This window comes from Chromobacterium sphagni (assembly GCF_001855555.1).
Classification (GTDB): Bacteria; Pseudomonadota; Gammaproteobacteria; order Burkholderiales; family Chromobacteriaceae; genus Chromobacterium; species Chromobacterium sphagni.
This window is the reverse complement of record NZ_MKCT01000020.1, coordinates 1-20,865: the sequence shown is the minus strand read 5'-3', so window position 1 is coordinate 20,865 and position 20,865 is coordinate 1. Positions and strand designations below refer to the sequence as shown.

21 protein-coding genes and 1 pseudogene are annotated in these 20,865 nt (G+C 65.3%); 13 read left to right on the top strand and 9 right to left on the bottom strand.

All coding sequences use genetic code 11. The features are described 5' to 3' along the window. The first annotated feature begins 4 nt into the window (after nucleotides 1-4). The 4 genes and pseudogenes from uvrA to BI344_RS11245 all read left to right on the top strand — a co-directional run bounded on the left by uvrA (nucleotide 5) and on the right by BI344_RS11245 (nucleotide 4,351). Nucleotides 5-2,835, top strand: a pseudogene (gene uvrA, locus BI344_RS11260) (excinuclease ABC subunit UvrA). A 114-nt stretch (nucleotides 2,836-2,949) separates the two neighbouring features. Further along, nucleotides 2,950-3,393 (top strand): VOC family protein, encoded by a 444-nt coding sequence (locus BI344_RS11255; protein ID WP_071113043.1) that lies wholly within the window; start codon nucleotides 2,950-2,952, stop codon nucleotides 3,391-3,393. 55 nt (nucleotides 3,394-3,448) lie between these two features. Next, nucleotides 3,449-3,763 (top strand): thioredoxin family protein, encoded by a 315-nt coding sequence (locus BI344_RS11250; RefSeq protein ID WP_071113042.1) that lies wholly within the window; start codon nucleotides 3,449-3,451, stop codon nucleotides 3,761-3,763. Nucleotides 3,764-3,970: 207 nt separating this feature from the next. Beyond that, nucleotides 3,971-4,351 carry a hypothetical protein gene (locus BI344_RS11245; RefSeq protein WP_071113041.1) on the top strand — a complete coding sequence of 127 codons (381 nt, stop codon included), beginning with the start codon at nucleotides 3,971-3,973 and terminating at the stop codon, nucleotides 4,349-4,351. Nucleotides 4,352-4,441: 90 nt separating this feature from the next. Here BI344_RS11245 and BI344_RS11240 read toward each other — a convergent pair whose 3' ends face one another. From BI344_RS11240 to BI344_RS11220, 5 genes are all read right to left on the bottom strand, one after another. Then, on the bottom strand, nucleotides 4,442-5,596 hold the full coding sequence (locus tag BI344_RS11240; protein WP_071113040.1) for a methyltransferase: 1,155 nt from the start codon (nucleotides 5,594-5,596) through the stop codon (nucleotides 4,442-4,444). A 202-nt stretch (nucleotides 5,597-5,798) separates the two neighbouring features. Then, the gene (locus tag BI344_RS11235; protein WP_083370179.1) at nucleotides 5,799-7,115 is read right to left on the bottom strand and encodes a glycoside hydrolase family 19 protein; all 1,317 of its coding nucleotides are present in this window, start codon (nucleotides 7,113-7,115) and stop codon (nucleotides 5,799-5,801) included. Between the two features lie 149 nt (nucleotides 7,116-7,264). Then, a complete protein-coding gene (locus BI344_RS11230; RefSeq protein WP_071113039.1) occupies nucleotides 7,265-7,450 on the bottom strand; it encodes a hypothetical protein in 186 nt (61 codons plus the stop codon). 44 nt (nucleotides 7,451-7,494) lie between these two features. Continuing rightward, the gene (gene infA / locus BI344_RS11225) at nucleotides 7,495-7,761 is read right to left on the bottom strand and encodes a translation initiation factor IF-1 (RefSeq protein ID WP_071113038.1); all 267 of its coding nucleotides are present in this window, start codon (nucleotides 7,759-7,761) and stop codon (nucleotides 7,495-7,497) included. Between the two features lie 311 nt (nucleotides 7,762-8,072). Further along, entirely contained in the window at nucleotides 8,073-9,518 is a 1,446-nt protein-coding gene (locus tag BI344_RS11220) for an aminotransferase-like domain-containing protein (protein ID WP_071113037.1), read from the bottom strand. Between the two features lie 186 nt (nucleotides 9,519-9,704). On the opposite strand from BI344_RS11220, the gene BI344_RS11215 reads away from it, so the two are divergent. The 7 genes from BI344_RS11215 to BI344_RS11185 all read left to right on the top strand — a co-directional run bounded on the left by BI344_RS11215 (nucleotide 9,705) and on the right by BI344_RS11185 (nucleotide 15,151). Then, entirely contained in the window at nucleotides 9,705-10,325 is a 621-nt protein-coding gene (locus tag BI344_RS11215) for a LysE family translocator (protein WP_071113036.1), read from the top strand. Between the two features lie 101 nt (nucleotides 10,326-10,426). Then, nucleotides 10,427-10,981, top strand: coding sequence for an isochorismatase family protein (locus BI344_RS11210; RefSeq protein WP_071113035.1), 555 nt, complete (start codon nucleotides 10,427-10,429; stop codon nucleotides 10,979-10,981). 80 nt (nucleotides 10,982-11,061) lie between these two features. After that, on the top strand, nucleotides 11,062-11,274 hold the full coding sequence (locus tag BI344_RS11205) for a DUF1737 domain-containing protein (RefSeq protein ID WP_241499316.1): 213 nt from the start codon (nucleotides 11,062-11,064) through the stop codon (nucleotides 11,272-11,274). Then, nucleotides 11,261-12,166 (top strand): EamA family transporter, encoded by a 906-nt coding sequence (locus BI344_RS11200; protein ID WP_071113033.1) that lies wholly within the window; start codon nucleotides 11,261-11,263, stop codon nucleotides 12,164-12,166. The genes BI344_RS11205 and BI344_RS11200 overlap by 14 nt, the downstream gene beginning before the upstream one ends. After that, entirely contained in the window at nucleotides 12,159-13,073 is a 915-nt protein-coding gene (locus BI344_RS11195; RefSeq protein ID WP_071113032.1) for a GlxA family transcriptional regulator, read from the top strand. The genes BI344_RS11200 and BI344_RS11195 overlap by 8 nt, the downstream gene beginning before the upstream one ends. Before the next feature lie 113 nt (nucleotides 13,074-13,186). Then, nucleotides 13,187-13,879, top strand: coding sequence for an LPP20 family lipoprotein (locus BI344_RS11190; protein ID WP_083338905.1), 693 nt, complete (start codon nucleotides 13,187-13,189; stop codon nucleotides 13,877-13,879). Beyond that, nucleotides 13,880-15,151: a flagellar assembly protein T N-terminal domain-containing protein gene (locus tag BI344_RS11185; protein WP_071113031.1), complete on the top strand. Its 1,272-nt coding sequence runs from the start codon at nucleotides 13,880-13,882 to the stop codon at nucleotides 15,149-15,151. Between the two features lie 40 nt (nucleotides 15,152-15,191). On the opposite strand, the gene BI344_RS11180 is transcribed toward BI344_RS11185, so the two are convergent. From BI344_RS11180 to BI344_RS11170, 3 genes are all read right to left on the bottom strand, one after another. Next, nucleotides 15,192-15,659, bottom strand: a complete 468-nt coding sequence (locus BI344_RS11180) for a YbaK/EbsC family protein (protein WP_071113030.1) — start codon at nucleotides 15,657-15,659, stop codon at nucleotides 15,192-15,194. Between the two features lie 70 nt (nucleotides 15,660-15,729). Further along, entirely contained in the window at nucleotides 15,730-16,857 is a 1,128-nt protein-coding gene (locus BI344_RS11175; RefSeq protein ID WP_071113051.1) for a methyl-accepting chemotaxis protein, read from the bottom strand. 193 nt (nucleotides 16,858-17,050) lie between these two features. Continuing rightward, nucleotides 17,051-17,539, bottom strand: coding sequence for a winged helix-turn-helix transcriptional regulator (locus BI344_RS11170; protein ID WP_071113029.1), 489 nt, complete (start codon nucleotides 17,537-17,539; stop codon nucleotides 17,051-17,053). A gap of 115 nt (nucleotides 17,540-17,654) precedes the next feature. Here BI344_RS11170 and BI344_RS11165 point away from each other — a divergent pair, with 115 nt between their 5' ends. Both BI344_RS11165 and alr read left to right on the top strand, forming a co-directional pair. Continuing rightward, a complete protein-coding gene (locus BI344_RS11165; RefSeq protein WP_338152211.1) occupies nucleotides 17,655-18,986 on the top strand; it encodes a D-amino acid dehydrogenase in 1,332 nt (443 codons plus the stop codon). Nucleotides 18,987-18,990: 4 nt separating this feature from the next. Next, nucleotides 18,991-20,061, top strand: a complete 1,071-nt coding sequence (gene alr, locus BI344_RS11160) for an alanine racemase (RefSeq protein ID WP_071113027.1) — start codon at nucleotides 18,991-18,993, stop codon at nucleotides 20,059-20,061. A gap of 60 nt (nucleotides 20,062-20,121) precedes the next feature. On the opposite strand, the gene BI344_RS11155 is transcribed toward alr, so the two are convergent. After that, nucleotides 20,122-20,865, bottom strand: a 744-nt coding sequence (locus BI344_RS11155; RefSeq protein ID WP_158021060.1) for a methyl-accepting chemotaxis protein, incomplete at its 5' end; no start/stop codon positions are given.

Sequence of the window (20,865 nt, the reverse complement as noted above, 5' to 3'; positions counted from 1 at the left end):
TCTTATGGACAGCATCCGTATCCGTGGCGCCCGCACCCACAATCTGAAAAACGTCAATCTGGACCTGCCGCGCAACCAGTTGATCGTGATTACCGGCCTGTCCGGCTCCGGCAAGTCCTCGCTGGCCTTCGACACGCTGTACGCGGAAGGCCAGCGCCGCTATGTGGAAAGCCTGTCGGCCTACGCCCGCCAGTTCCTGCAATTGATGGAAAAGCCCGATGTGGACCTGATCGAGGGCCTGTCGCCGGCGATCTCCATCGAGCAGAAGGCGACCAGCCACAACCCGCGCTCCACCGTCGGCACCGTCACCGAAATCCACGACTACCTGCGGCTGCTGTTCGCGCGGGTGGGCGATCCGCACTGCCCGGAGCATGGCGTGCCGCTGTCCAGCCAGACCGTCAGCCAGATGGTGGACCATGTGCTGGCGCTGCCGGAAGAGGCGCGGGTGATGATCCTGGCGCCGGTGATCATGGGCCGCAAGGGCGAAAACCTGGACCTGTTCGACGACCTGCGGGCGCAGGGCTTCGTGCGGGTGCGCGTCGATGGCGAAGTGTGCGAGCTGGACGCGGTGCCCAAGCTCGACAAGAACAAGAAGCACACCATCGAGGTGGTGATAGACCGCCTCAAGGTGCGCGCCGACATGCAGCAGCGGCTGGCGGAAAGCTTCGAGACCGCGCTGCGCCACGCCGAGGGCCGCGCTATCGCGGTGGAAATGGATAGCGGCAAGGAGCACTGGTTCTCCGCCAAGTTCGCCTGCCCGGTGTGCAGCTACAGCCTGCCGGAGCTTGAGCCGCGCCTGTTCAGCTTCAACAACCCGATGGGCGCCTGTCCCAAGTGCGACGGCCTGGGCGAGATCACCTTCTTCGATCCGCGCCGGGTGGTGGCCCATCCTGAGCTTTCGCTGGCCTCCGGCGCGATCAAGGGCTGGGACAGCGCAACCAGTTCTATTACCAGATGCTGCTGGCGCTGGGCGAGCATTACGGCTTCTCGGTCACCGACCTGTCCTTCGAAGACCTGCCGGAGAAGGTGCGCAACGTGGTGCTGCACGGTTCCGGCCGCGACAGCATCGAGTTCAGCTATATGTCGGAGAAGGGCAGCAAGTTCACCCGCGCCCATCCCTTTGAGGGCATCATTCCCAATCTGGAGCGCCGCTACCGCGAAACCGACTCGATGGCGGTGCGCGAGGAGCTGGCCAAGTACCAGAACAACCAGGCCTGCCCGCACTGCAGCGGCTCGCGGTTGCGGCTGGAGGCGCGCCATGTCTTCATCGGCAAGCGCACGCTGCATGAAATCAACCAGCTGCCGCTGAAGGACGCCGCGGCCTTCTTCGAGGGCCTGGAGTTTTCCGGTCAGAAGCAGGCGGTGGCGGAGAAGATCGTCAAGGAGATTAGCGAGCGGGTGTCCTTCCTCAACAACGTCGGCCTGGACTACCTCAACCTCTCGCGTTCGGCGGACACCTTGTCCGGCGGCGAGGCGCAGCGCATCCGGCTGGCCAGCCAGATCGGCTCCGGCCTCACCGGTGTGATGTACGTGCTGGACGAGCCGTCTATCGGCCTGCACCAGCGCGACAACGACCGCCTGCTGTCCACGCTGATGCGGCTGCGCGACCTGGGCAACAGCGTGATCGTGGTGGAGCACGATGAAGACGCCATCCGCGCCGCCGACTACCTAGTGGACATGGGGCCGGGCGCCGGCGAGCATGGCGGCGAGGTGCTGGTGGCCGGCACGCCGGCCGATGTGGAGGCCAGCGAAAACTCGGTCACCGGCGCCTTCCTGTCCGGCCGGCGCAAGATCGCCATGCCGGGCGGCCGGCGCGAACTGAGCCAAGACCGGATGCTGCAACTGGTGGGCGCCAGCGGCAACAACCTGAAGGATGTGACGCTGGACCTGCCGCTGGGCGGTCTGGTGTGTATCACCGGGGTGTCCGGCTCCGGCAAGTCCACGCTGATCAACGACACGCTGTACAAAATCGCTGCGCGCGATCTGAACGGCGCCAGCGAGGAGCCGTCCCCCTACCGCGAGGTGAAGGGACTGGAGCAGCTGGACAAGGTGATCAACGTCGATCAGAGCCCGATCGGCCGCACGCCGCGCTCGAATCCGGCCACCTATACCGGCCTGTTCACGCCGATCCGCGAGCTGTTCGCTGGCGTGCCGCTGGCGCGCGAGCGCGGCTACGGGCCGGGGCGCTTCTCGTTCAACGTCAAGGGCGGCCGCTGCGAGGCCTGCCAGGGCGACGGCGTGATCAAGGTAGAGATGCACTTCCTGCCCGATATCTACGTGCCTTGCGATGTCTGCCACGGCAAGCGCTACAATCGCGAAACGCTGGAGGTGCAGTACAAGGGCAAGAGCATCCACGAGGTGCTGGAGATGACGGTGGAGCAGGCGCTGGAGTTCTTCGCCGTGGTGCCGCCGGTGGCGCGCAAGCTGAAAACGCTGATGGATGTGGGCTTGGGCTATATCCGGCTGGGGCAGAGCGCCACCACGCTGTCCGGCGGCGAGGCGCAGCGGGTCAAGCTGGGCCTGGAACTCTCCAAGCGCGATACCGGACGAACGCTGTATATCCTGGATGAGCCCACCACCGGCCTGCATTTCCACGATATCGACCTGCTGCTGCAGGTGCTGCACCGCCTGCGCGAGAGCGGCAACACCGTGGTGGTGATCGAGCACAATCTGGATGTGGTCAAGACCGCCGACTGGTTGATAGACCTGGGGCCGGAGGGCGGCGCCGGCGGCGGTCAGATCATCGCCAGCGGTACGCCGGAGCAGGTGGCGGCTAATCCGGCCAGCCATACCGGCCATTATCTGGCGCCACTACTCGAGCGCGACCGCCAGTAGGCGCAGTTGAAAATGCTCGATGTCGCCTTGCTCCGGGTGTTTCGCGATAGCCGTACAAAACCAATGCGCCGGTCCAGGCCGGCGCCCATCCACCGCACATACTCAGAGGTAGGCATGCTGACCTTAGGCAAGATCGATCACATCCACATCCGCGTCGGGGACGTCGCGGCGGCGTTGAAATGGTATCAACGCGTGCTGGCGCTGACGCCGGACACCCGTTACAAGACCGATGGCGAACATAACGCCGCCATGCTGGTCAACTCCAGCGGCAGCGTGCGCCTGGCCATCGGCGAGGACGCGGACGCGGTTCCCAGCTCGCAGGGCGCGGTGGCCTTCGTGGTCGGCGGCCAGGATTTCGTCGAGTGGATAGACCGGTTGGCCGGCGAGCGCGTCACCAACCGCGAAGGCCAGAGCATCGCCCGCGACTCGGTGCGGGACCACCGCTTCTTCTGCGCCTTGTCTTTTGTCGACCCCTTTGGCAACCCGTTCGAGATTGTCAGCTACGACCACACCTGGTTGGTGGGCAAGCTGAAGTTGGGCGGCCAGCTCGCAGTCTGATCCGCACGTTCGGGACGCCCGCAGTAAGCGGGTGTTTTTCATTTGGGAGCAAGATATGGGCCATTATCTGACCGACAACCCCGCGCCGGAGGCGGTGGCCGCGATGGGCGGCCTGACGTTGCTGGAGTTCGGCGTCGACTGGTGCCCGCACTGTCAGGGCGCGCAGCCGCTGCTGGCGCAGTTGCTGGCCGCGCAGCCGCAGCTGCGCCATTTGGCGCTGGAGGACGGAAAGGGGAAGCCGCTGGGGCGGGCTTTCCGGGTGAAATTGTGGCCCACCTTCATTCTGCTGCGCGACGGCGTTGAAATCGGCCGCGCTGTGCGCCCGCGAAGCCTGGCCGAACTGGAGTCGGTTGTAGCGGATGCTGGCTGATCGCCGAGGGCGCGCAGGCCGAATTAAGAAAATTTGTGGGCCGGGCTGATGTTCGGCGTGGCGGGATGTAAACGGCGTTGATGCCGATTTTCTGCCGGGAGGCTCCGGCTTTAGCAGATTTTTAAGCGGCTTTGGCTATCTTGCGTGTCCGGCCTTGATTCGCGCAAATGGGTTGCGCGAGCAGGCGCTGACGTGATGGAGATATCCATGTTCGAACTGGGCAAAAGCTATACCCGTGAAGAAATCCACGCCGTGGTCGGCGGCAACAAGCACTCCTATCTGCCGCGCAAGAAGGGCAAGGTGGTGGCCGCCTGCCTGCGTCCGGATCTGAACCCGGACGCGCCCAATGTGATCCTGTGCAACTCCTGCCCGCCGGAGCGCACCGCCGGTGAGCAGCTGGCGCGCCAGGGCGGCGCGATTCCGGTGTTCCTGAAGCAAACCACCAGCAGCTGGGCCTATCAGGGCATGTTCCGCGTGCTGTCCAGCGAAACCCACCCGGACGCGTGCGCGCCGCATGCCGCGCGCAGCGCCTGGACCGCTGGTCAGATCAAGCAGGTGTTGAAGCTAGAGAAGCAGGTGCAGTTCTGAAGGGCTGACGCCGGGTTTTTCCTCCTGGCTGCGCAGTCTGAAAAACGGGGCGGGGGCCGCGGCTGAGCGGCGTCCGCCCCGTTGCCATGTTCAGGCCTGCGCTTTGACGCCTAGCCGCCACAAACTGGTGACTTCGGCTTGGCGCGCCGCGCTCAGGCCATCAGTTTGCTCGACCGCCTTCTTGTGGTTGGGCCTGACGTCCAGCCTGCCCAGCACGGCGAGGCCGGCTTGGTCTATCCATTCCAGCAGCTGTTCGCGCGAGCGCAGGCCCAGGTGTTCGGCCAGGTCGGACAGGATCAGCCAGCCTTCGCCGCCGGGCAGCAGATGCGCCGCCAGGCCGTCCAGGTAGCCGCGCAGCATGGCGCTGTCCGGGTCGTAGACCGCGTATTCGATCGCCGAGCTGGGCTTGGCCGGCAGCCAGGGCGGATTGCACACCGCCAGCTGCGCCCGGCCTTGCGGAAACAGGTTGGCGCGCCGCAATTCCACTTGGCCGTCCAGCCGCAGGCGTTGCAGATTGTCGGCGGCGCAGGCGAGGGCGCGCTCGTCCTGGTCGGTGGCGACGACGCGGGCCACGCCGCGCTTGGCCAGCAGCGCTGCCAGCACGCCGCTGCCGGCGCCGATGTCGAAGGCCAGCTCCGCGCCGGGTAGCGGAGCGCTGGCCACCAGGTCGACATATTCGCCGCGTATCGGGGCGAACACGCCGTAATGCGGGTGGATGCGAGCGGCCAGCGCCTTCACTTCCACGCCTTTCTTGCGCCACTCGTGCGCGCCTGTCAGGCCCAGCAATTCGCGCAGCGACACCAGCGAGGCTTCGCCGCCTTCGCCGTAGGCCTCCAGGCAGGCTTGGCGCAAGTCGGGCGCGCGCCGCAGCGGGATGGCGTAGTCGGCGTCCAGCGGCAGCACCAGCCGCGACAAAATCTGCGCGCGGCGCCCTTGCGCCTGCCGGTGCAGGTGGAAGGACTCCAGCGGCGTGGCGCCGGGCTTGGCGCCCTTGCGGTCCACGCGCCGCGCCAGCGCCTGCATCAATTGGCGGGCGTTCTGGTAGTCGCCGCGCCACAGCAGGGTGCCGCCTTCGCAGGCCAGTTTGTAGGCGGCGTCGGCCGACAGGCTGTCGTCGGCGATCACGATGCGTTTGGGCGGCGGCAGGCCGGCTTCGGAGCGCCAGCGGGCGCTGCGCTCGGCGCCGGCTTCCTGCCAGTGTACGGTTGGGGGCGGGTTGGCGCCGGGCTGCGGAGTCGGATTCATGTCGTGCTGTCGGAAAAGGTTGGCCAAAGGCGGGATCGCGTCAGCGCAAGGCCATAAAGGTGGCGACTCACCGCAAGGCGGTGGCGGGCTTCGGAGTGCGGGACTGCGGGGGAAGCCTGAATGGTAAACGCAATGGGCGCTTGCCGTCACCTGAAAAACGCGCCGGGCGGCCTTGGTCGGCAGCCCGGCGCGGCGCCAAGGCTCATTTCAGCTTGACGCCCCAGTTGTCCTCCACGCAGTGCTGGTAGTTGCCGGCCTGCAGCGCGCTGTACGGGGTCTGGTAGCTGACCAGTTGGCACTGGTAGTCGTCGCCCCATTTCCAGTCTTTTTCCCAATAGATGTTGTAGGCGGCGGAACTGGCCGAAGTGAAGCGTTGCATATTGGCGCAGGACAGCTGCTCGCTGCCGTAGTCCCAGCCCAGGTCGTGGGCGAACTGCTGGTAGTAGTCGATGCGGTTCTGCGCGGCTTGGCGCTCGGTGCCGCCGCCGCATTCGCCGTTGATGATCTGGATGGTGGTGGCGAAGTTGTTGCCGGCGCCGGCGGCGATGTCGGCGGCGTTGGGCACCCAGGTGCCGTCCAGCACGTGCAGCATGGAGGGCTTGGGCGGTTGCGGGTAGACGAAGAAAAAGGTGGCCGAGGCCAGGTTGAGCCAGGTGCTGGCCACCATGTCGGGGTTTTGCAGCAGCACCGACTGGTCGCCGTTGTTCATTGCCTGCGAGAACGGGCCGTAGTTGTAGTTGTAGGACAGCTGCTTGGCGCCGCGGCCGAAGTATTTCTTCCAGCTGCCGTCGGCGTTCTTGCCGCAGGTCCATACCTTGTTGAACACCGGATCGTCGCATTCGGTGTTGTAGCCGCAGCCCGGGCCGGTGTCGGTACAGCCCATCTCACGCAGGTAGGCCAGGCCCTGCCGCCATTGCGGAATGGTGTCGCTGGCGTCGTGGTTGCCGGTTTCCTGGGCGAAGTGGGCGAACATGGTGGCCAGGCTGTGGCGGCAGATGGCGTCGGCGTCGCGGCCGTCGCTGTAGTCGTCGCACACCGCCGGGAACTTGGCTACCGCCTGCAGGAAGCGGGTATAGGTATAGCTGGGGTCGCGGCGAGTGAAATAGTAATCCCACTTGGCGGAGGGCAGCAGACGTTCCACCCGGCGCACATTGACCGGGTTGGCGGCGCGGCCGGAGGCCACCTGCTCCACCTGGTCGCTGGGCAGCGTGCGGATCGAGGCCTTGACCTTGCGGAAGAAGTCGTTGTTGGTCAGGTCGGCCTCATGCTGCAGCGCCTGCTGCAGCGTGGGGATGACGGGGACGGGGTCGTCCAGCTTGCGCAGCGTGCCGCCGACGTGTGCTATCCACGAGCCTTTGGGGTTGGCGCCCGGGATTTCGCCGCGCGTCGGCCATTTTGCCTGCCAGTCGCGGCCCTGCCATTGCACGACCTGGCCCTTCTGGTAGGGGCGCTGCGAATTCCACGGAGCGGCCAGCGCGGAGCCGGCCAGCAGCAACAAGCCAAACAAAGCGAATTTCATGATGGTCCCTTGGGATTCATGCCAAATGGCACGCAATACCACTATGGAACCAATTTGAAATATGTCAAATGATTTGCTGGCGGGGCGGCAGCCAACCTGGGGGGTGGATGCGGGGAGGCGCTAAGCGGCTGGCCATGTCCGGCGGCGGATCAGCCGCGTATCGCGCTGATCCAGGCGTCGCCGGCGTAATGCGCGCTGGCGAGGCCGAGCGCGGAGCTGAAGGTGACTGCGAAACGGCGGCCCATCTGTTTGATGGCTACTACTTCAAAGGCGACGGTGTCTTGACCGTGTTGTTCGGTGACGAGGTCGCCCGGTTGTAATTCATGAATTTTCATCAGTGTACCAAGGGCGTGACCGCATGGCGGCCATGCCTGAAATATTAACGGCGTTTGTGTTGCGGCGGACGCGAGCCGCCGCCGATGTTGGCGGTGGGGTGGCGGAAGTTGATGCGGCCCTTGGTCAGGTCGTAAGGCGACATTTCCACGGTGACGCGGTCGCCTACCAGCACGCGGATGCGGTGCATCTTCATCTTGCCAGAGCCATAAGCCAGGATTTCAACGTTGTTGTCGAGTTTTACCCGGAAACGCGATTCCGGCAGCATTTCGATGACAACACCTTCCAGTTCGATCATGTCTTCTTTGGACATAACGATTCCTTTCTCAATACGGGTAGTGCAAGGGCCAGCGCGGCTGGCGATGGCGGCAGCCGCGGGCGTTGCGATGGAGCTTCAATTCGGTGACCAAGCAGGCTGGGCGCGCGTGGGCTACCCAACGGGCTAGGCAGGACATCGGGCGTTTGGCCGGACGTCGAAGTATGAGGCAGACGGCATTCTACCGCTAACCGGGAGTCTGGTCAGCAAATTTGTTTACATCGCAGCCTGCGGGGCGGGCGGGGGGGTGATTTTCCGCCGCTGGCGGACGGTTGCCCGCTTCCGCCGCGCGGCATCGCGGGCGGGGCTCACGCCGCCGGCGATGCCGGTTGTTCGCATGCCAGCTGGCCGACACGCACCAGCGCCGCCAGGTAGCGCTCGTCCAGCGGGTAGCAGCAGGACAGGCGCAGCGCGTTGCGGTAGCGGCCGCCGGGGGAGCTGAGCGGCCCGGGGATCAGGCTGATCTTTTCCGCCATCGCGGCGTGGAACAGCGCCACGCTGTCGCAGCCCTCAGGCAGCTCCACCCAGATCAGGAAGCCGCCCTGCGGCGCGGTGGCGTGGGTGCCGGCCGGGAAGTGGCGGGAAATCAGGCCGCGCACTTTCTCGACATGGGCGGCGTAGCGGCGCTTGAGCGTGCGCAGGTGGTGGTCGTAGCCGCCTGACTCCAGAAAGGCCCCCAGCGTTTCGGCCAGCACCAGCGGCTCGGCCACCGAGGACGCGAATTTCAGCTTGCGCAACTGGGCGTCGAAGCGGCCGCCCTCCATCCAGCCGATGCGGAAGTCGGGCGCCAGCGTCTTGGTGTAGCTGGCGCAGACGATCACCCAGCCGTCGGCGTCGAAGGCCTTCACCGCCGGGGCCAGCGTGTCGGCGAACTGCAGCTCGGCGTACAGCGCGTCTTCTATCAACGGCACCTGGTGCTGGTTGACCAGCCGAGCCAGCCGCTTCTTGGCTTCCAGCGGCATGCAGCTGCCCAGCGGGTTGTGGACGTTTGGCATCGCCACCAGCGCCTGGATGCGCTGCTCGGCCAGCAGTACTTCCACCGCGTCTATCGACAGGCCGGTCTGCGGGTCGGTGGGAATTTCCACGGCCTTCAGCCCCAGGCTGGCCAGCAGGGGCAGCAGGTTGAAATAGGTGGGCGACTCCAGCCCCACCGCGTCGCCATGGCGGGTGACGGCGCGCAGCGCCAGTTGCAGCGCTTCCATGCAGCCGTGGGTGAGGATGATGTTGTCCGGCTGCAGCGTCATGCCCAGGTCCATGCCGCGGCGCGCGATCTGGGTGCGCAGCCGCTCCGATCCGGGCGGCAGCGCGTAGGTGCTGACCATGCCGGGCTGGCGGCGCAGGATCTGGCCCATCAGCCGCGCCAGCTTGTTGCCGGGGTAGAAGTCGCCGCCGCGCGGACAGGCCAGCGCCAGGTCGATGAAGCCTTCGCTCTGCTGCGCCTGCAGCACGGTGCCTATCAGGTCCAGCACCACGTTCTGGGTGGGGGTGGCCGGGCCGCTGTGGGTGCTGGCCGGGCGCGCCGGCGACGGCAGCCGTGCGCGCACGTAATAGCCGGACTGGGGGCGGGCCTCGATCAGCCCGCGGTCTTCCAGCACGCGGTAGGCGCTGACCACGGTGTTGAGACTGAGCTGGCGGCTGTGCGCGGTGCGGCGCACCGAGGGCAGGCGCGAGCCCGGCGGCAGCGTGCCGCGGCTGATCGCCAGCGATAGATCGTCGGCCAACTGCTGGTAAAGGGTGGAGGCGTTGTTCTGCATGCGTGGGCCTTGTCGGGGCGGTGGGGCACAGCAGTCATCATAGAGGATGGTGACAGTATCTGAAAACTCCAATCTGTAACCAGATCAATGATTGATTTTTGAGCCTGTATCCATTCAGGCGGCGCGTTTAGCATGGTGGGGTGGGCAAGGGCTGGTCGCCGCTTGCCGTTTTGCGGAGATCCGAGCATGCCTGAATTCGCCTTGCTGTCCTATGTCGCCCTGATGTCGATCACGCCGGGCCCCAACAATCTGATGCTGGCCAGCTCCGGCGTCAATTTCGGCTTCCGCCGCACGCTGCCGCACATGCTGGGCATCAGCCTGGGCTGCGGATTGCAGGTGTTCATCGTGGCCATGCTGCTGGCGCAGATGCTGGGCTGGCTGCAATCGTGGCGCTTGCCGCTGGCGGTGGCGGGGTGCGTCTATCTGCTGTGGCTGTCGTGGAAGATCGCGGGCTCCGGCCAGCCGGAGGCGCGGCAGCAGGCCAGGCCGCTGGGCTTCCTCGGCGCGGCGCTGTTCCAGTGGCTGAATCCCAAGGCCTGGGTGATGGTGCTCAACGCTTCCATCCTGTTCATGCCGGCCGGCCATGCTGGCAAGGCGGCGGCGGCCTTGCTGCTGGCGCTGGCGTTCGCCGTGGTGAATCTGCCCTGCATCAGCGTCTGGGCCTATGGCGGCGAAAGGCTGCGCCACTGGCTGGCCGCGCCGCGCGCCTTGCTGCTGTACAACCTGCTGATGGGCGGCCTGATGGCGGCGACGGCGCTCTGGCTGTTGTATGACGAGTTGGCTCCTGTGCTGGCCGGCCGTGCATGATGTCCATTTTTGGCAGAGTCTTGTCCGCAAGCGGCCTTAAATTGCCGGCTGTGCCGCTCTAAGATGGTGTCCATATTCAACGCACCGCCAAGGAGAGCAAGATGAAGAAGTCGGTATTGCTGGTCATCGATGTGCAAGAGTCGTTCCGTCACCGTCCGTTCTGGAGCGAACAGGACCTGCCTGCCTACCAGGCAGCGCAACAGGCGTTGATCGCCGGCGCTCAGGCGCGCGGCGTGCCGGTGATCAACATCCTGCACGAGTCAAGCGGCGAAGGGCCGTTCTCCGCCGAGTCCGGACTGGTGAAGCCGCTGGCCTGGCTCACCCACCACCCGGCCGCCACCTTTACCAAGCATGTGCACAATGCGCTGACCGATTCCGGCCTGCAGAGCTGGCTGATCCAGCATGGCATCCAGAAACTGGCGATTTCGGGCATCCGCACCGAGCAGTGCTGCGAAACCACCGCCCGCGTGGCGTCGGACCTGGGTTACGAAGTGGACTTCGTCAGCGAGGCCATGCTGACTTTCGCCATGACGCATCCGTCCAGCGGCGTGACCTATAGCGCCGCCGATATCCGCGCCCGCACCGAGCTGGTGCTGACCGGGCGCTTCGCCGCCATCGTCACGGTGGAGGAGGCGCTGCGGCGGATGGAGGGCTGATGGAAATCCGCCGGGCCGCGCTTGCGGCCCGGTATGTCCGTGGAATACAGTGGTGCGAATAGTTCAAATCAGGTGAAACCATGTCTGTCGAAGCAATGAGCTCCCCTCCGGATGGCCTGCCGGCCTACCGCTTGCTGACCGGTCCGGACGACTCCGCCTTTTGCCATCGCGTCAGCGAGGCGTTGGTGCTGGGCTATCGTTTATACGGTTCTCCGGCCGCCGCTTTCAATGGTGAGCGGGTCATCGTGGCGCAGGCGGTACTGTGGCCGGGGAGCAAGCATGCCGCTGGCTGACTTGTTGCAGGCGCTGGCCATCGTGCTGGTGTGGGGCGTCAATTTCGTGGTGATCAAATGGGGCGTGGCCGGCGTGCCGCCGCTGCTGCTGGGGGCGTTGCGCTTTTGCCTGGTGGTGTTCCCGGCGGTGTTTTTTGTGCGTCGGCCGGCCTTGCCTTGGCGTTATCTGGCGTTTTACGGCCTGGCGGTGGGGGTGGGCCAGTTCGGCTGCCTGTTTTCGGCGATCAAGCTGGGCATGCCGGCGGGGCTGGCTTCGGTGGTGCTGCAATCGCAGGCCTTTTTCACCTTGCTGTTGGCGCGTGCTTTCCTGGGGGAGCGTTGGCGGGCCAGCCAGTTGCTGGGCTTGCTGTTGGCGCTGTCTGGACTGGCGCTGATCGGCGTCGGCAAGGGCGGCAATATGAGCGCGGTCGGCTTCGGCTTGACCATTGCCGCCGCCACTTGCTGGGCGGTGTCCAATATCGTGGTGCGCCAGATAGGCCGCGCCGGCCATAAAGTGGAGCCTCTGGGGCTGGTGGTGTGGTCCAGCCTGGTGCCGCCGATTCCTTTTCTCTTGCTGTCCTGGTGGCTGGAGGGCGGCGAACGCATCCTGCCGGCGTTGCGCCATTTCGACCTGCAGTCGCTGTTCGCCGTCGCCTATCTCGCCTTCCTTGGCACCATGTTAGGCTACGGTTTGTGGAGCCGGTTGCTGGCGCGCCACGCCGCCGCCAAGGTGGCGCCGTTTTCCTTGCTGGTGCCGGTGGTGGGCCTGTTGGCCTCGCATCTATTGCTGGGGGAGAGCCTGACCGATCTGCAACTGCTGGGCAGCGGCTTGTTGATGGCGGGTTTGCTGGTCGGCGTGTTCGGCGCGCGGCTGCTGGCCAGCGTCTTGCCTGGCGGGGTCCGCCGTGTCTGACATCTATTTCGTGTTGTCGCCAAGCCTGCTGTTGCTGGACCTGGCCGGGCCCGCGGACGCCTTCCGGCTGGCGGGCCAGCTGGGCGCTGACTTCCGCTTGCATTACCTGGGCGCGACCGCGGAGGTGGGCACTTCGCTGGGTCTGCCGCTTGGGGGCCTGGAGCCTTTGCCGGAGATCTTGCCGGACGGCGCGGTGGTGGTGGCGACCGGGGCGGCGCACTCGGCGCAGGCCTATGCCACGCCGGAGGCGCGGCGCATCGTGTCCTGGCTGGCGGCCCGCCGCCATCTGCCGGGCTTGCGCTGGGTCGGGATTTGCTCTGGCAGCCTGCTGCTTGCCGAGGCCGGGCTGTTCGACGGCAAGTCATGCACCACCCACCATACCCTGCTGGAGCGTCTGCGCGACTTGGCGCCGGCCGCCCGGGTGCAGGAAAACCGGGTATTCGTTCAGGATGGCGCCTGTTACAGCAGCGCCGGCATCACCGCCGGCATCGATCTGGCGCTGCATCTGATCGGCGAATTGGCCGAGCCCGCCATTGCCCGCGAGGTGGCGCGCCACATGGTGGTGTACTTCCGCCGCTCTCCGCAGGACCCGGAACTGTCGCCTTGGCTGGCCTGGCGCAACCACCTGCATCCGGCGCTACACCGCGCGCAGGACCTGATCTGCGCCGACCCGGTGCGCGACTGGCCTTTGCCGGCGCTGGCCGATCTGGTGCACGTCAGCGCGCGCCATCTGTCGCGGCTGTTTCGCGAGCATGCCGGCATTACCGCGCACGATTACCACCGCGCGTTGCGCTTGGCTCTGGCCGACCAGTGGCGCGCGGCCGGCCTGGGCAAGGAGAAGGCGGCGCTGTCAGCCGGCTTTTCTTCGGCCCGCCAGATGAGCCGGGCGGCGGGTTTGAATGACTGAAAGCGGTCGCATTGCGGCTGTTTTCTCAAGTTTCATCAGTTTCGGCCGATGTTCGGGTTGACGAGGCCCGAGAATGGTTCATACCATTCGATCAATATCTATCGGTAACTGCCATGAAAACTGCCCGCTGTCTGCCCCGTATTGTTTCTCTTGCCTTGCTGATCGGTTTGTCCGCCTGCGTCGCGCCCACGCCTCCCAAGGCCCAGGCGATGTCGATGGCTGCGCCGGCGTCGGCGCGCGATAGCCGCATGACGCCCACCGGCGTCGGTTTCGCCGGGTCGGGCGAGGATGGCAGCAGCGAAGAGACCAAGGTGATCGTCAAGGAGGTCAACCCCTACCAGCCCATCATCGTGCGGGTGGTGGGCACCGGGGCGGCGCCGTACACCAACAGCCTGACGCCCTCGCAACGCAAGCTGCTGGCGATGCGCGCGGCGCGGCTGGACGCCTTCCGCAGCATTGCCGAGCAGGTGCAGGGCATGAAGCTGGTCGGCAATAGCGCGGTGTCCAATATGATCGCCAACAGCGATAGCTTCCGCACGTATGTGGACGCCTATCTGCGCGGCGTGTCCATCGTGTCCACCAGCATGAAGCCGGATGGCACCAGCGAGGCTGTGGCGGAGATCACGCTGGATCAGGAGTTCTACAAGCAGTTCAAGAACGCGCTGGACAAGACCGGCAGCGTGATGAGGGCCTCGCAGGAAACCGGCGCCGTCGGCGCCACCACCAGTTCCGCGCCGGCGATGAATGCCGCAATGCCCGCCACGGCGCCGGCCCGTTTCAGCAGCAATTTCTATGTGAACCAGTAAATGAAACGCAACGGTCTGGCCATTGCCGCCCTCGTGGCGGCATTTCTTTTGTGTGGCTCCGCCGGGGCCGCGATATTGTCGGCCGAGGGCGTGGCGCCGCTCGACAACGGGATGGTGGCGGCGCGCGACATGGCGATACGCGATGCGCTCAAGTTGATCGCCATTCGCCAGGGCGCGCGGGTGGAGTCGGCGCAGGTGCTGGAAAACGGCAGAACCAGCGAGTCCGGCACGCTGACGGCCTCCGGCGCGGTGCAGGGCACGATCACGGTGGTGAATGAATACCAGCAGGGCAAGCTGTATCACGTCAAGGTGCAGGTGGATGCCGGCGACCCGGCGGCGGCCCCGCGCCCCCGCGACCCCTCTTGCGCGATGCCGCCGGGGCGTTCGCTGCGGCGCAAGCTGGTGACCACCTATTTCGACGTGGAGCGGCCGGCGGAGGCTTCCGACATGCCGGATCTGGCGACCGCGTTGCCGACCGAGCTGTCGCGCCGCTTGGCGCGCAATTCCATGCTGACGGTTCGCGACGCCAATACGATCTCGGTGCTGGCGGACAGCCGCGTCTCCGAAGCCGCCGCCGGTTGGCAGATCGCCAGCGAGCTGGGTCAGCGCGAGGACGTGCAGTTCGTGGTGGCGGGGAGGGTGCTGTCCACCTCGGTGACCGCCAAAGGCGCGCGGCCTTCGTTTTTTGAATCCAACAATACCAGCCAGCAGGGGTCGTTCTACAACGGCCCGTTCGCTGGAATGTTCGGCATGGGGGTCAAGTATGTGCCCACCCAGCGTCAGTTTGACGCCGAAATCTGGATTTACGATGGCTTGACCGGCTCATTACTGGCCAACGAGCGCGTCAGCGGTCTGGCCAAGGGAACGGTATCGCCGCCTTCGCCGCAGCCATTCGCCTCGGCCGCCTTCTGGCAGAGCGACTACGGCAGGCTGGTGGACAAGCTGTTGAGCCAGGCGTCGCAGCGGGTGGACGACATCATCTCCTGCATTCCGTTTTCCGCCCGCATCGTCAGGCTGGAGGGCAAGCGCGTCTACATCAACGCCGGCCTGCTGGACGGCATGGCGGTGGGCGACAAGCTGCTGTTGTACCGGCGTTCGTCGGGGCAACCGGTGCGCGACCTGATTTCCGGCCGCGAACTGGGAATGCCGGAAAGCCTGAACGGCGACGTCAGCCTGGTGCAGGTGCAGCCCAACTTCTCCATCGGCATCGTGCAGAGCAATAGCCAGGCGGTGTCCGCCGGCGACTACGTCCGCTTCGTGCCCGGGCGCTGATCCGCCCTGGCGTGGGGAGGGCGCCGAGGGCGGGGGCGGTTCAGGCGAAGGCCTGGCAGACGTCCACCCACTGGCCGGTGGTGATCTCGCGCAGGCGCTGCGGGCTGATGCGCACCGCGCTGTGCACCGCGCCGGCGGCCGGCAGCACCTCGTCGAAAGCCTGGATGGATACGTCCAGATAGATAGGCAGCTCGCGCGCCAGGCCAAACGGGCAGACGCCGCCCACCGGATGGCCGGTGATGGCCTCCACTTCCTCCGGCGGCAGCATCTTGCCCTTGCCGAAGGCATCCTTGAACTTGCGGTTGTCGATGCGGGCATCGCCGCGCGCCACCAGAATCACCTCGCGGCCGTCGTTCAGGCGGAAGGCCAGGGTCTTGGCGATGCGGCCGGCTTCCACGCCGTGGGCGGCGGCGGCTTCGGCTACGGTGGCGGTGCTGACCGTCAGCTCGATGATGGCGATGTCCAGCGCTTGGGACGAGAAAAACTGGCGGACCGATTCCATGCTCATGGGGCGCGCTCGCAGTGGGAAGGAATCGTCATTATTTCCCACTGCGGCGGCGGCTGGGAAGCGCTTTGTTTTACGGCTGGCGGGCGATCTCCGCCAGCTTGTCGGCGATGTCTTGCGAGGTGGCGGCCTGCTGTTCGGAGGCGTTGGCGATCTGCACCACGAAGTCGCGCATATTGTTGATTTCCTCGACGATCTTGTTCAGCGCCTGTTCGGCGCGCTGGAAGTCGCTCTCGGTGGCGTCCACCTGTTTGCGGCCCTGTTCTATGGCCTGAACGTTCTGTTGCACCTCGTTCTGGATGTCGCGGATCATGGTGCCGATCTCCTGAGTCGCCTTGCTGGTGCGCTCGGCGAGCTTCCTAACCTCGTCGGCCACCACCGCGAAGCCGCGGCCCATCTCGCCGGCGCGCGCGGCCTCGATCGCTGCGTTGAGCGCCAGCAGATTGGTCTGGTCGGCGATGTCCTTGATCACGTTGACGATCTGGCCTATGGTCTCCGAGCGCTGTCCCAGCGACACCAGGCTGTCCGCGGTATTGCGCACCATGCCGCCCACGCTTTTCATGCTGGAGCTGGTTTCGTTGATGATGGCGGAGCCCTGCTTGCCCTCGGACAGCATCAGATTGGCCGATTCCGACGCCGAGGCGGTTTGTACCGCCACGTTTTGAATGGTGGCGCTCATCGCCTGCATGTTTTCCGACAGCTCGTTGACGCGGGCCTCCAGAAATTCGCCGCGGCGGTTGGCTTCTTCCTGAAACTGGCGGGCCTTCTCTTCCGCCGAAATATCCTGAAAGCTGGCCATGAAGCAGCGCAGCCGATCCGGTTCGCGGGTGTCCCAGATCGGGAATATCTTCGTCTTGAAGATGATCTCGCCCACCGGAATGATGGCGTAGTGCTCCTGGATGCGGCGGTTGGCCAGATCGTTGAAGACGGCGCGTATCCGTTCGGGATCTTTGTGGAATTGATGGATGCTGTGGGCGTCGGCATTGGCGACGTCGGTGCCGGGGCGGAAGCGCTGGTTCAGCGCCTGGCGGTGCTGCGCCAGCACGTCGCGCGCGGTCTTGTTCATGTAGAAGATGACGTTGTCGCGGCTGGTGTCGCACAGCATGATCAGGTTGTCGGAGTGGTCCAGCATGCTTTGCAGCTGGTGTATGGTCTGCTCCATCTCGGCAGACTTGTCGGTCTTGCTGGCAAATCCGAACATCATTCTCTCCCCGAGCCGTTATTCAGTTCTAATCGAAACATTAATAATATGGGGTGTGGTACAGCCGGGGGAGAATAGCAAGGGCTAACTGCGGGAATCCGGCGCATTGCCGGGAAATGACCTGCCTACGGCCAGGCCTAGTGATTTCGCGTATCCATCCGCATGGCTTTATCCGTCCGGCGAGGGCCGAGCCCTAGTCGCTCAACGGCAGCGCCAGCGTTTCCTTCACCTCCTCCATCACCACGTAGCTTTTGGATTCTTTGGCCGACGGCAACTGCAGCAGGATGTCGCCCAAGAGCTTGCGGTACATCGACATGTCCGGAATGCGCGCCTTGATCAGATAGTCGAAGTCGCCGGATACCAGGTGGCATTCGAGGATTTCCGGGATGCTCAGGATCTCGCGGCGGAAGGCGTCGAAGATGTTGCCGGACTTCGCCTCCAGCTTGATTTCGACGAAAACCAACAAGGACGCGTCCAGCGCATGCGGATTGAGCCGGGCGTAATAGCCTTCGATGAAGCCGTCGCGCTCCATGCGCCGCACCCGTTCGGTGCAGGGGGTGGTGGACAGGCCCACTTTTTCCGCCAGTTCCGTCATCGCGATGCGGCCGTTTTTTTGCAGGATGCGCAGGATTTTCCGGTCCATCTTGTCCAGCGCCTTGCCGGTGGTGGTGACTGTCTTCATATTTTCACTGTTAGGACGACAAAATCTTGATCTTAATTAATTGATTCTCGTCAATTTCAGTTAAAAAAACCAGCTGTCTATCAATATACTAGCGAAATTCACTAGCTGTAGTGACATGGCTACAATCGGAGACAAGACAATGAAGGTAATCGTGCTGGGCGGCGGCGTTCTGGGCGTGTCCACCGCGTGGTATCTGGCCAAGGCCGGCTGCCAGGTGACGGTGCTGGAGCGGCAGGACGGCGTGGCGCTGGAAACCAGTTTCGGCAACGCCGGCCAGATTTCTCCCGGTTATTCCGCGCCGTGGGCCGCGCCCGGCATTCCGCAGAAGGCGGTCAAGTGGATGTTCCAGCGCCATGCGCCGCTGGCGGTCAGCCCGGACGGCAGCCTGTACCAGTTGCAGTGGATCGCCAAGATGCTGGCCAACTGCAATGAAAAATCCTATGCGGTGAACAAGAGCCGCATGATGCGGCTGGCGGAATACAGCCGCGACAAGATCAAGGAGCTGCGCGCCGAAACCGGCCTGGACTATGAAGGCCGCCAGGGCGGCACGCTGCAGCTGTTCCGCAGCCAGGCCCAGGTGGAGGGCATGGCCAAGGACATCGCCGTGCTGCGCGAATGCGGCGTGGATTTCAACGTGCTGGACCCGGACGGCTGCGCCCGCGTCGAGCCGGCGCTGGCGGCGGTCAAGCACAAGCTGGCCGGCGGCCTGCAACTGCCCAACGACGAGACCGGCGATTGCAATCTGTTCACCAGCCGCCTGGCCGATCTGGCGCGCGGCAAGGGCGTAGAGTTCCGCTTCGGCGTGACGGTGGACGCCCTCGAGAGCGACGGCAAGCGGATCACCGGCGTGCGCGTCGGCGACGAACTGCTGAAGGCCGACCATTACGTGGTGGCGCTGGGCAGCTATTCGCGCGATCTGGTGAAAAACCTGGGAGTAGACATCCCGGTTTATCCGGTGAAAGGTTATTCGTTGACTGTGCCGATCACCAATCCGGCCGGCGCGCCCACTTCCACCATTCTGGATGAAACCTACAAGGTGGCGATCACCCGTTTCGACAACCGCATCCGCGTCGGCGGCATGGCCGAGCTGTCGGGCTACAATCTGGAACTGAACCCGCGCCGCCGCGAGACGCTGGAAATGGTGGTGGGCGACCTGTATCCCAATGGCGGCGACATTCCGGCGGCCAGCTTCTGGACCGGCCTGCGGCCGATGACGCCGGACGGCACGCCCATCGTCGGCGGCACCCGCTACGCCAACCTGTCGCTGAACACCGGCCACGGCACGCTGGGCTGGACCATGTGCGCCGGCTCCGGCAAGGTGCTGGCCGACATCATCACCGGCGCCAAGCCGGAAATCAGCATCGACGGCCTGTCGATGCAACGCTACGCCAAGCAGGGAGAAACCCTGGTGGTGCCGGTGGGCCGTCCCGCGGTGCAAGGGGTCTGATTCGATGCGTCCCCTGATCGCGACGATACGGTTGGAGCATCTGCGCCATAACTACCGGCTGACCAGGTCCATCCACGGCGACAAGATGCTGGCGGTGCTGAAGGCCAATGCCTACGGCCATGGCGCGGTGCGTTGCGCCCGAGCGCTGGAGGATATCGCCGACGGCTTCGCCGTCGCCTGCCTGGAAGAGGCGCTGGAATTGCGCGCCGCCGGCATCGCCAGCCCCATCCTGCTGTTGGAGGGCGTGTTCGAGGCCGAGGAACTCAAGGCGGTAGACGAGCACGGCCTGTGGATGGCGGTGACCAGCGAGCAGCAATTGCGCATGGTCGAGCAATCGGCCCCGGCGCGGCCGTTCAATGTCTGGCTGATGCTGGACTCCGGCATGCACCGCGAAGGCTTCGTGCCAGCAAGCTACCATGCCGCATGGCATAGGCTGGAGGCCTGCGGCAAGGTGGAAAAGATCAGCAAGATGACCCACTTCGCCCGCGCCGACGAGCCGGAAGTGGCAATGACCTTCTCCCAGCTGGAGGCGTTCGACGCCGCGGTGCGCGGCCTGCCGGCCGGCGACGAGTCGGTCGCCAATTCGGCCGGCATCCTGTGCCACGCTCGCGCGCAGCGCAACTGGGGCCGGGTCGGCATCGCGCTGTACGGCGTGACGCCGTTGCCGGCCGGTTTCGAGCAGGGCGCAGAGCTGCGTCCGGTGATGCGCTTTTCCAGCCGCATTTTCGGCGTGCGCGAGCTGGCGGCCGGCGAACCCATCGGTTACGGCGACAACTTCGTCACCGACCGGCCCACCCGCGTCGGCCTGGTGGCTTGCGGCTATGCCGACGGTTATCCGCGCCGCGCATCCAGCGGCAGCCCGGTGTTGATAGACGGCCAGCGCTCCAGACTGATAGGCCGGGTGTCGATGGACATGCTGACGGTGGACATCACAGATCTGCCGGCTGCCGGCATCGGCAGCGAGGTCGAGCTGTGGGGCGACGCGGTGTCGGTCAACGAGGTGGCGGCCCACGCCGGCACCATAGGCTACGAGCCCTTGTGCAACGTCAAGCGCGCGCGTTTCGCCTATTGCTGACCGGCGTGCGGCAATGAGAAAGCCCGGCCGACGAGCCGGGCTTTTCTGTTGTCGGCCGGCTCAGCCGCGCTGCATCACCAGCTTCTCCACTCTTTGGGTGGCGTCGCGGGTGCGCTCGGCCAGCTTGCGCACCTCGTCCGCCACCACCGCGAAGCCGCGGCCGGTTTCGCCGGCGCGGGCGGCTTCTATCGCCGCGTTCAGCGCCAGCAGGTTGGTCTGGTCGGCGATGGACTGGATGGTGCTGACGATGGCGGCGATTTCGCCCAGGCTCTTTTCCAGCTGCTGCCGTTGCTGGCTTTCGCTGTCCAGCGCCGCCGAGCGCTTTTCCGCGTCGATGTCGGTCAGCGCGCCCACCACCCGCTGCGGCGCGCCGTCGGCTGCGCGTTTGGTCTGGCCGCGGGCGCGAAACCAGTGGTATTCGCCGTTCCCGCACTGCAACCGGTATTCCAGATCGTAGGGCGTCTGGCCGCTGCGGTCTTCCAGATGGGCGGCGAAGGCGTTCAGCACCCTTTGCTTGTCATCGGGGTGCAGGCGGCTGGACCAACTTTCCAGCACGTTGGGGAATTCGTGCTCGCTGTCGAAGCCCAGTTGCTTGCGGAACTGCGGCGACCACCAGAAGGCGTTGTTGCCGTTGACAGGATTGGTCGCATCCACTTCCATATCCCATAGCCCCTCGGCCAACATCGCGCTGCCCAGCTCGAAACGGGTCATGGTTCGTTCCAACTGCTGCTGTTGCTGGCGCGCTTCGGTGATGTCCGTCAGCGAGCCGGCCACCCGCAGTGGAATACCGCGCTCGTCGCGCAA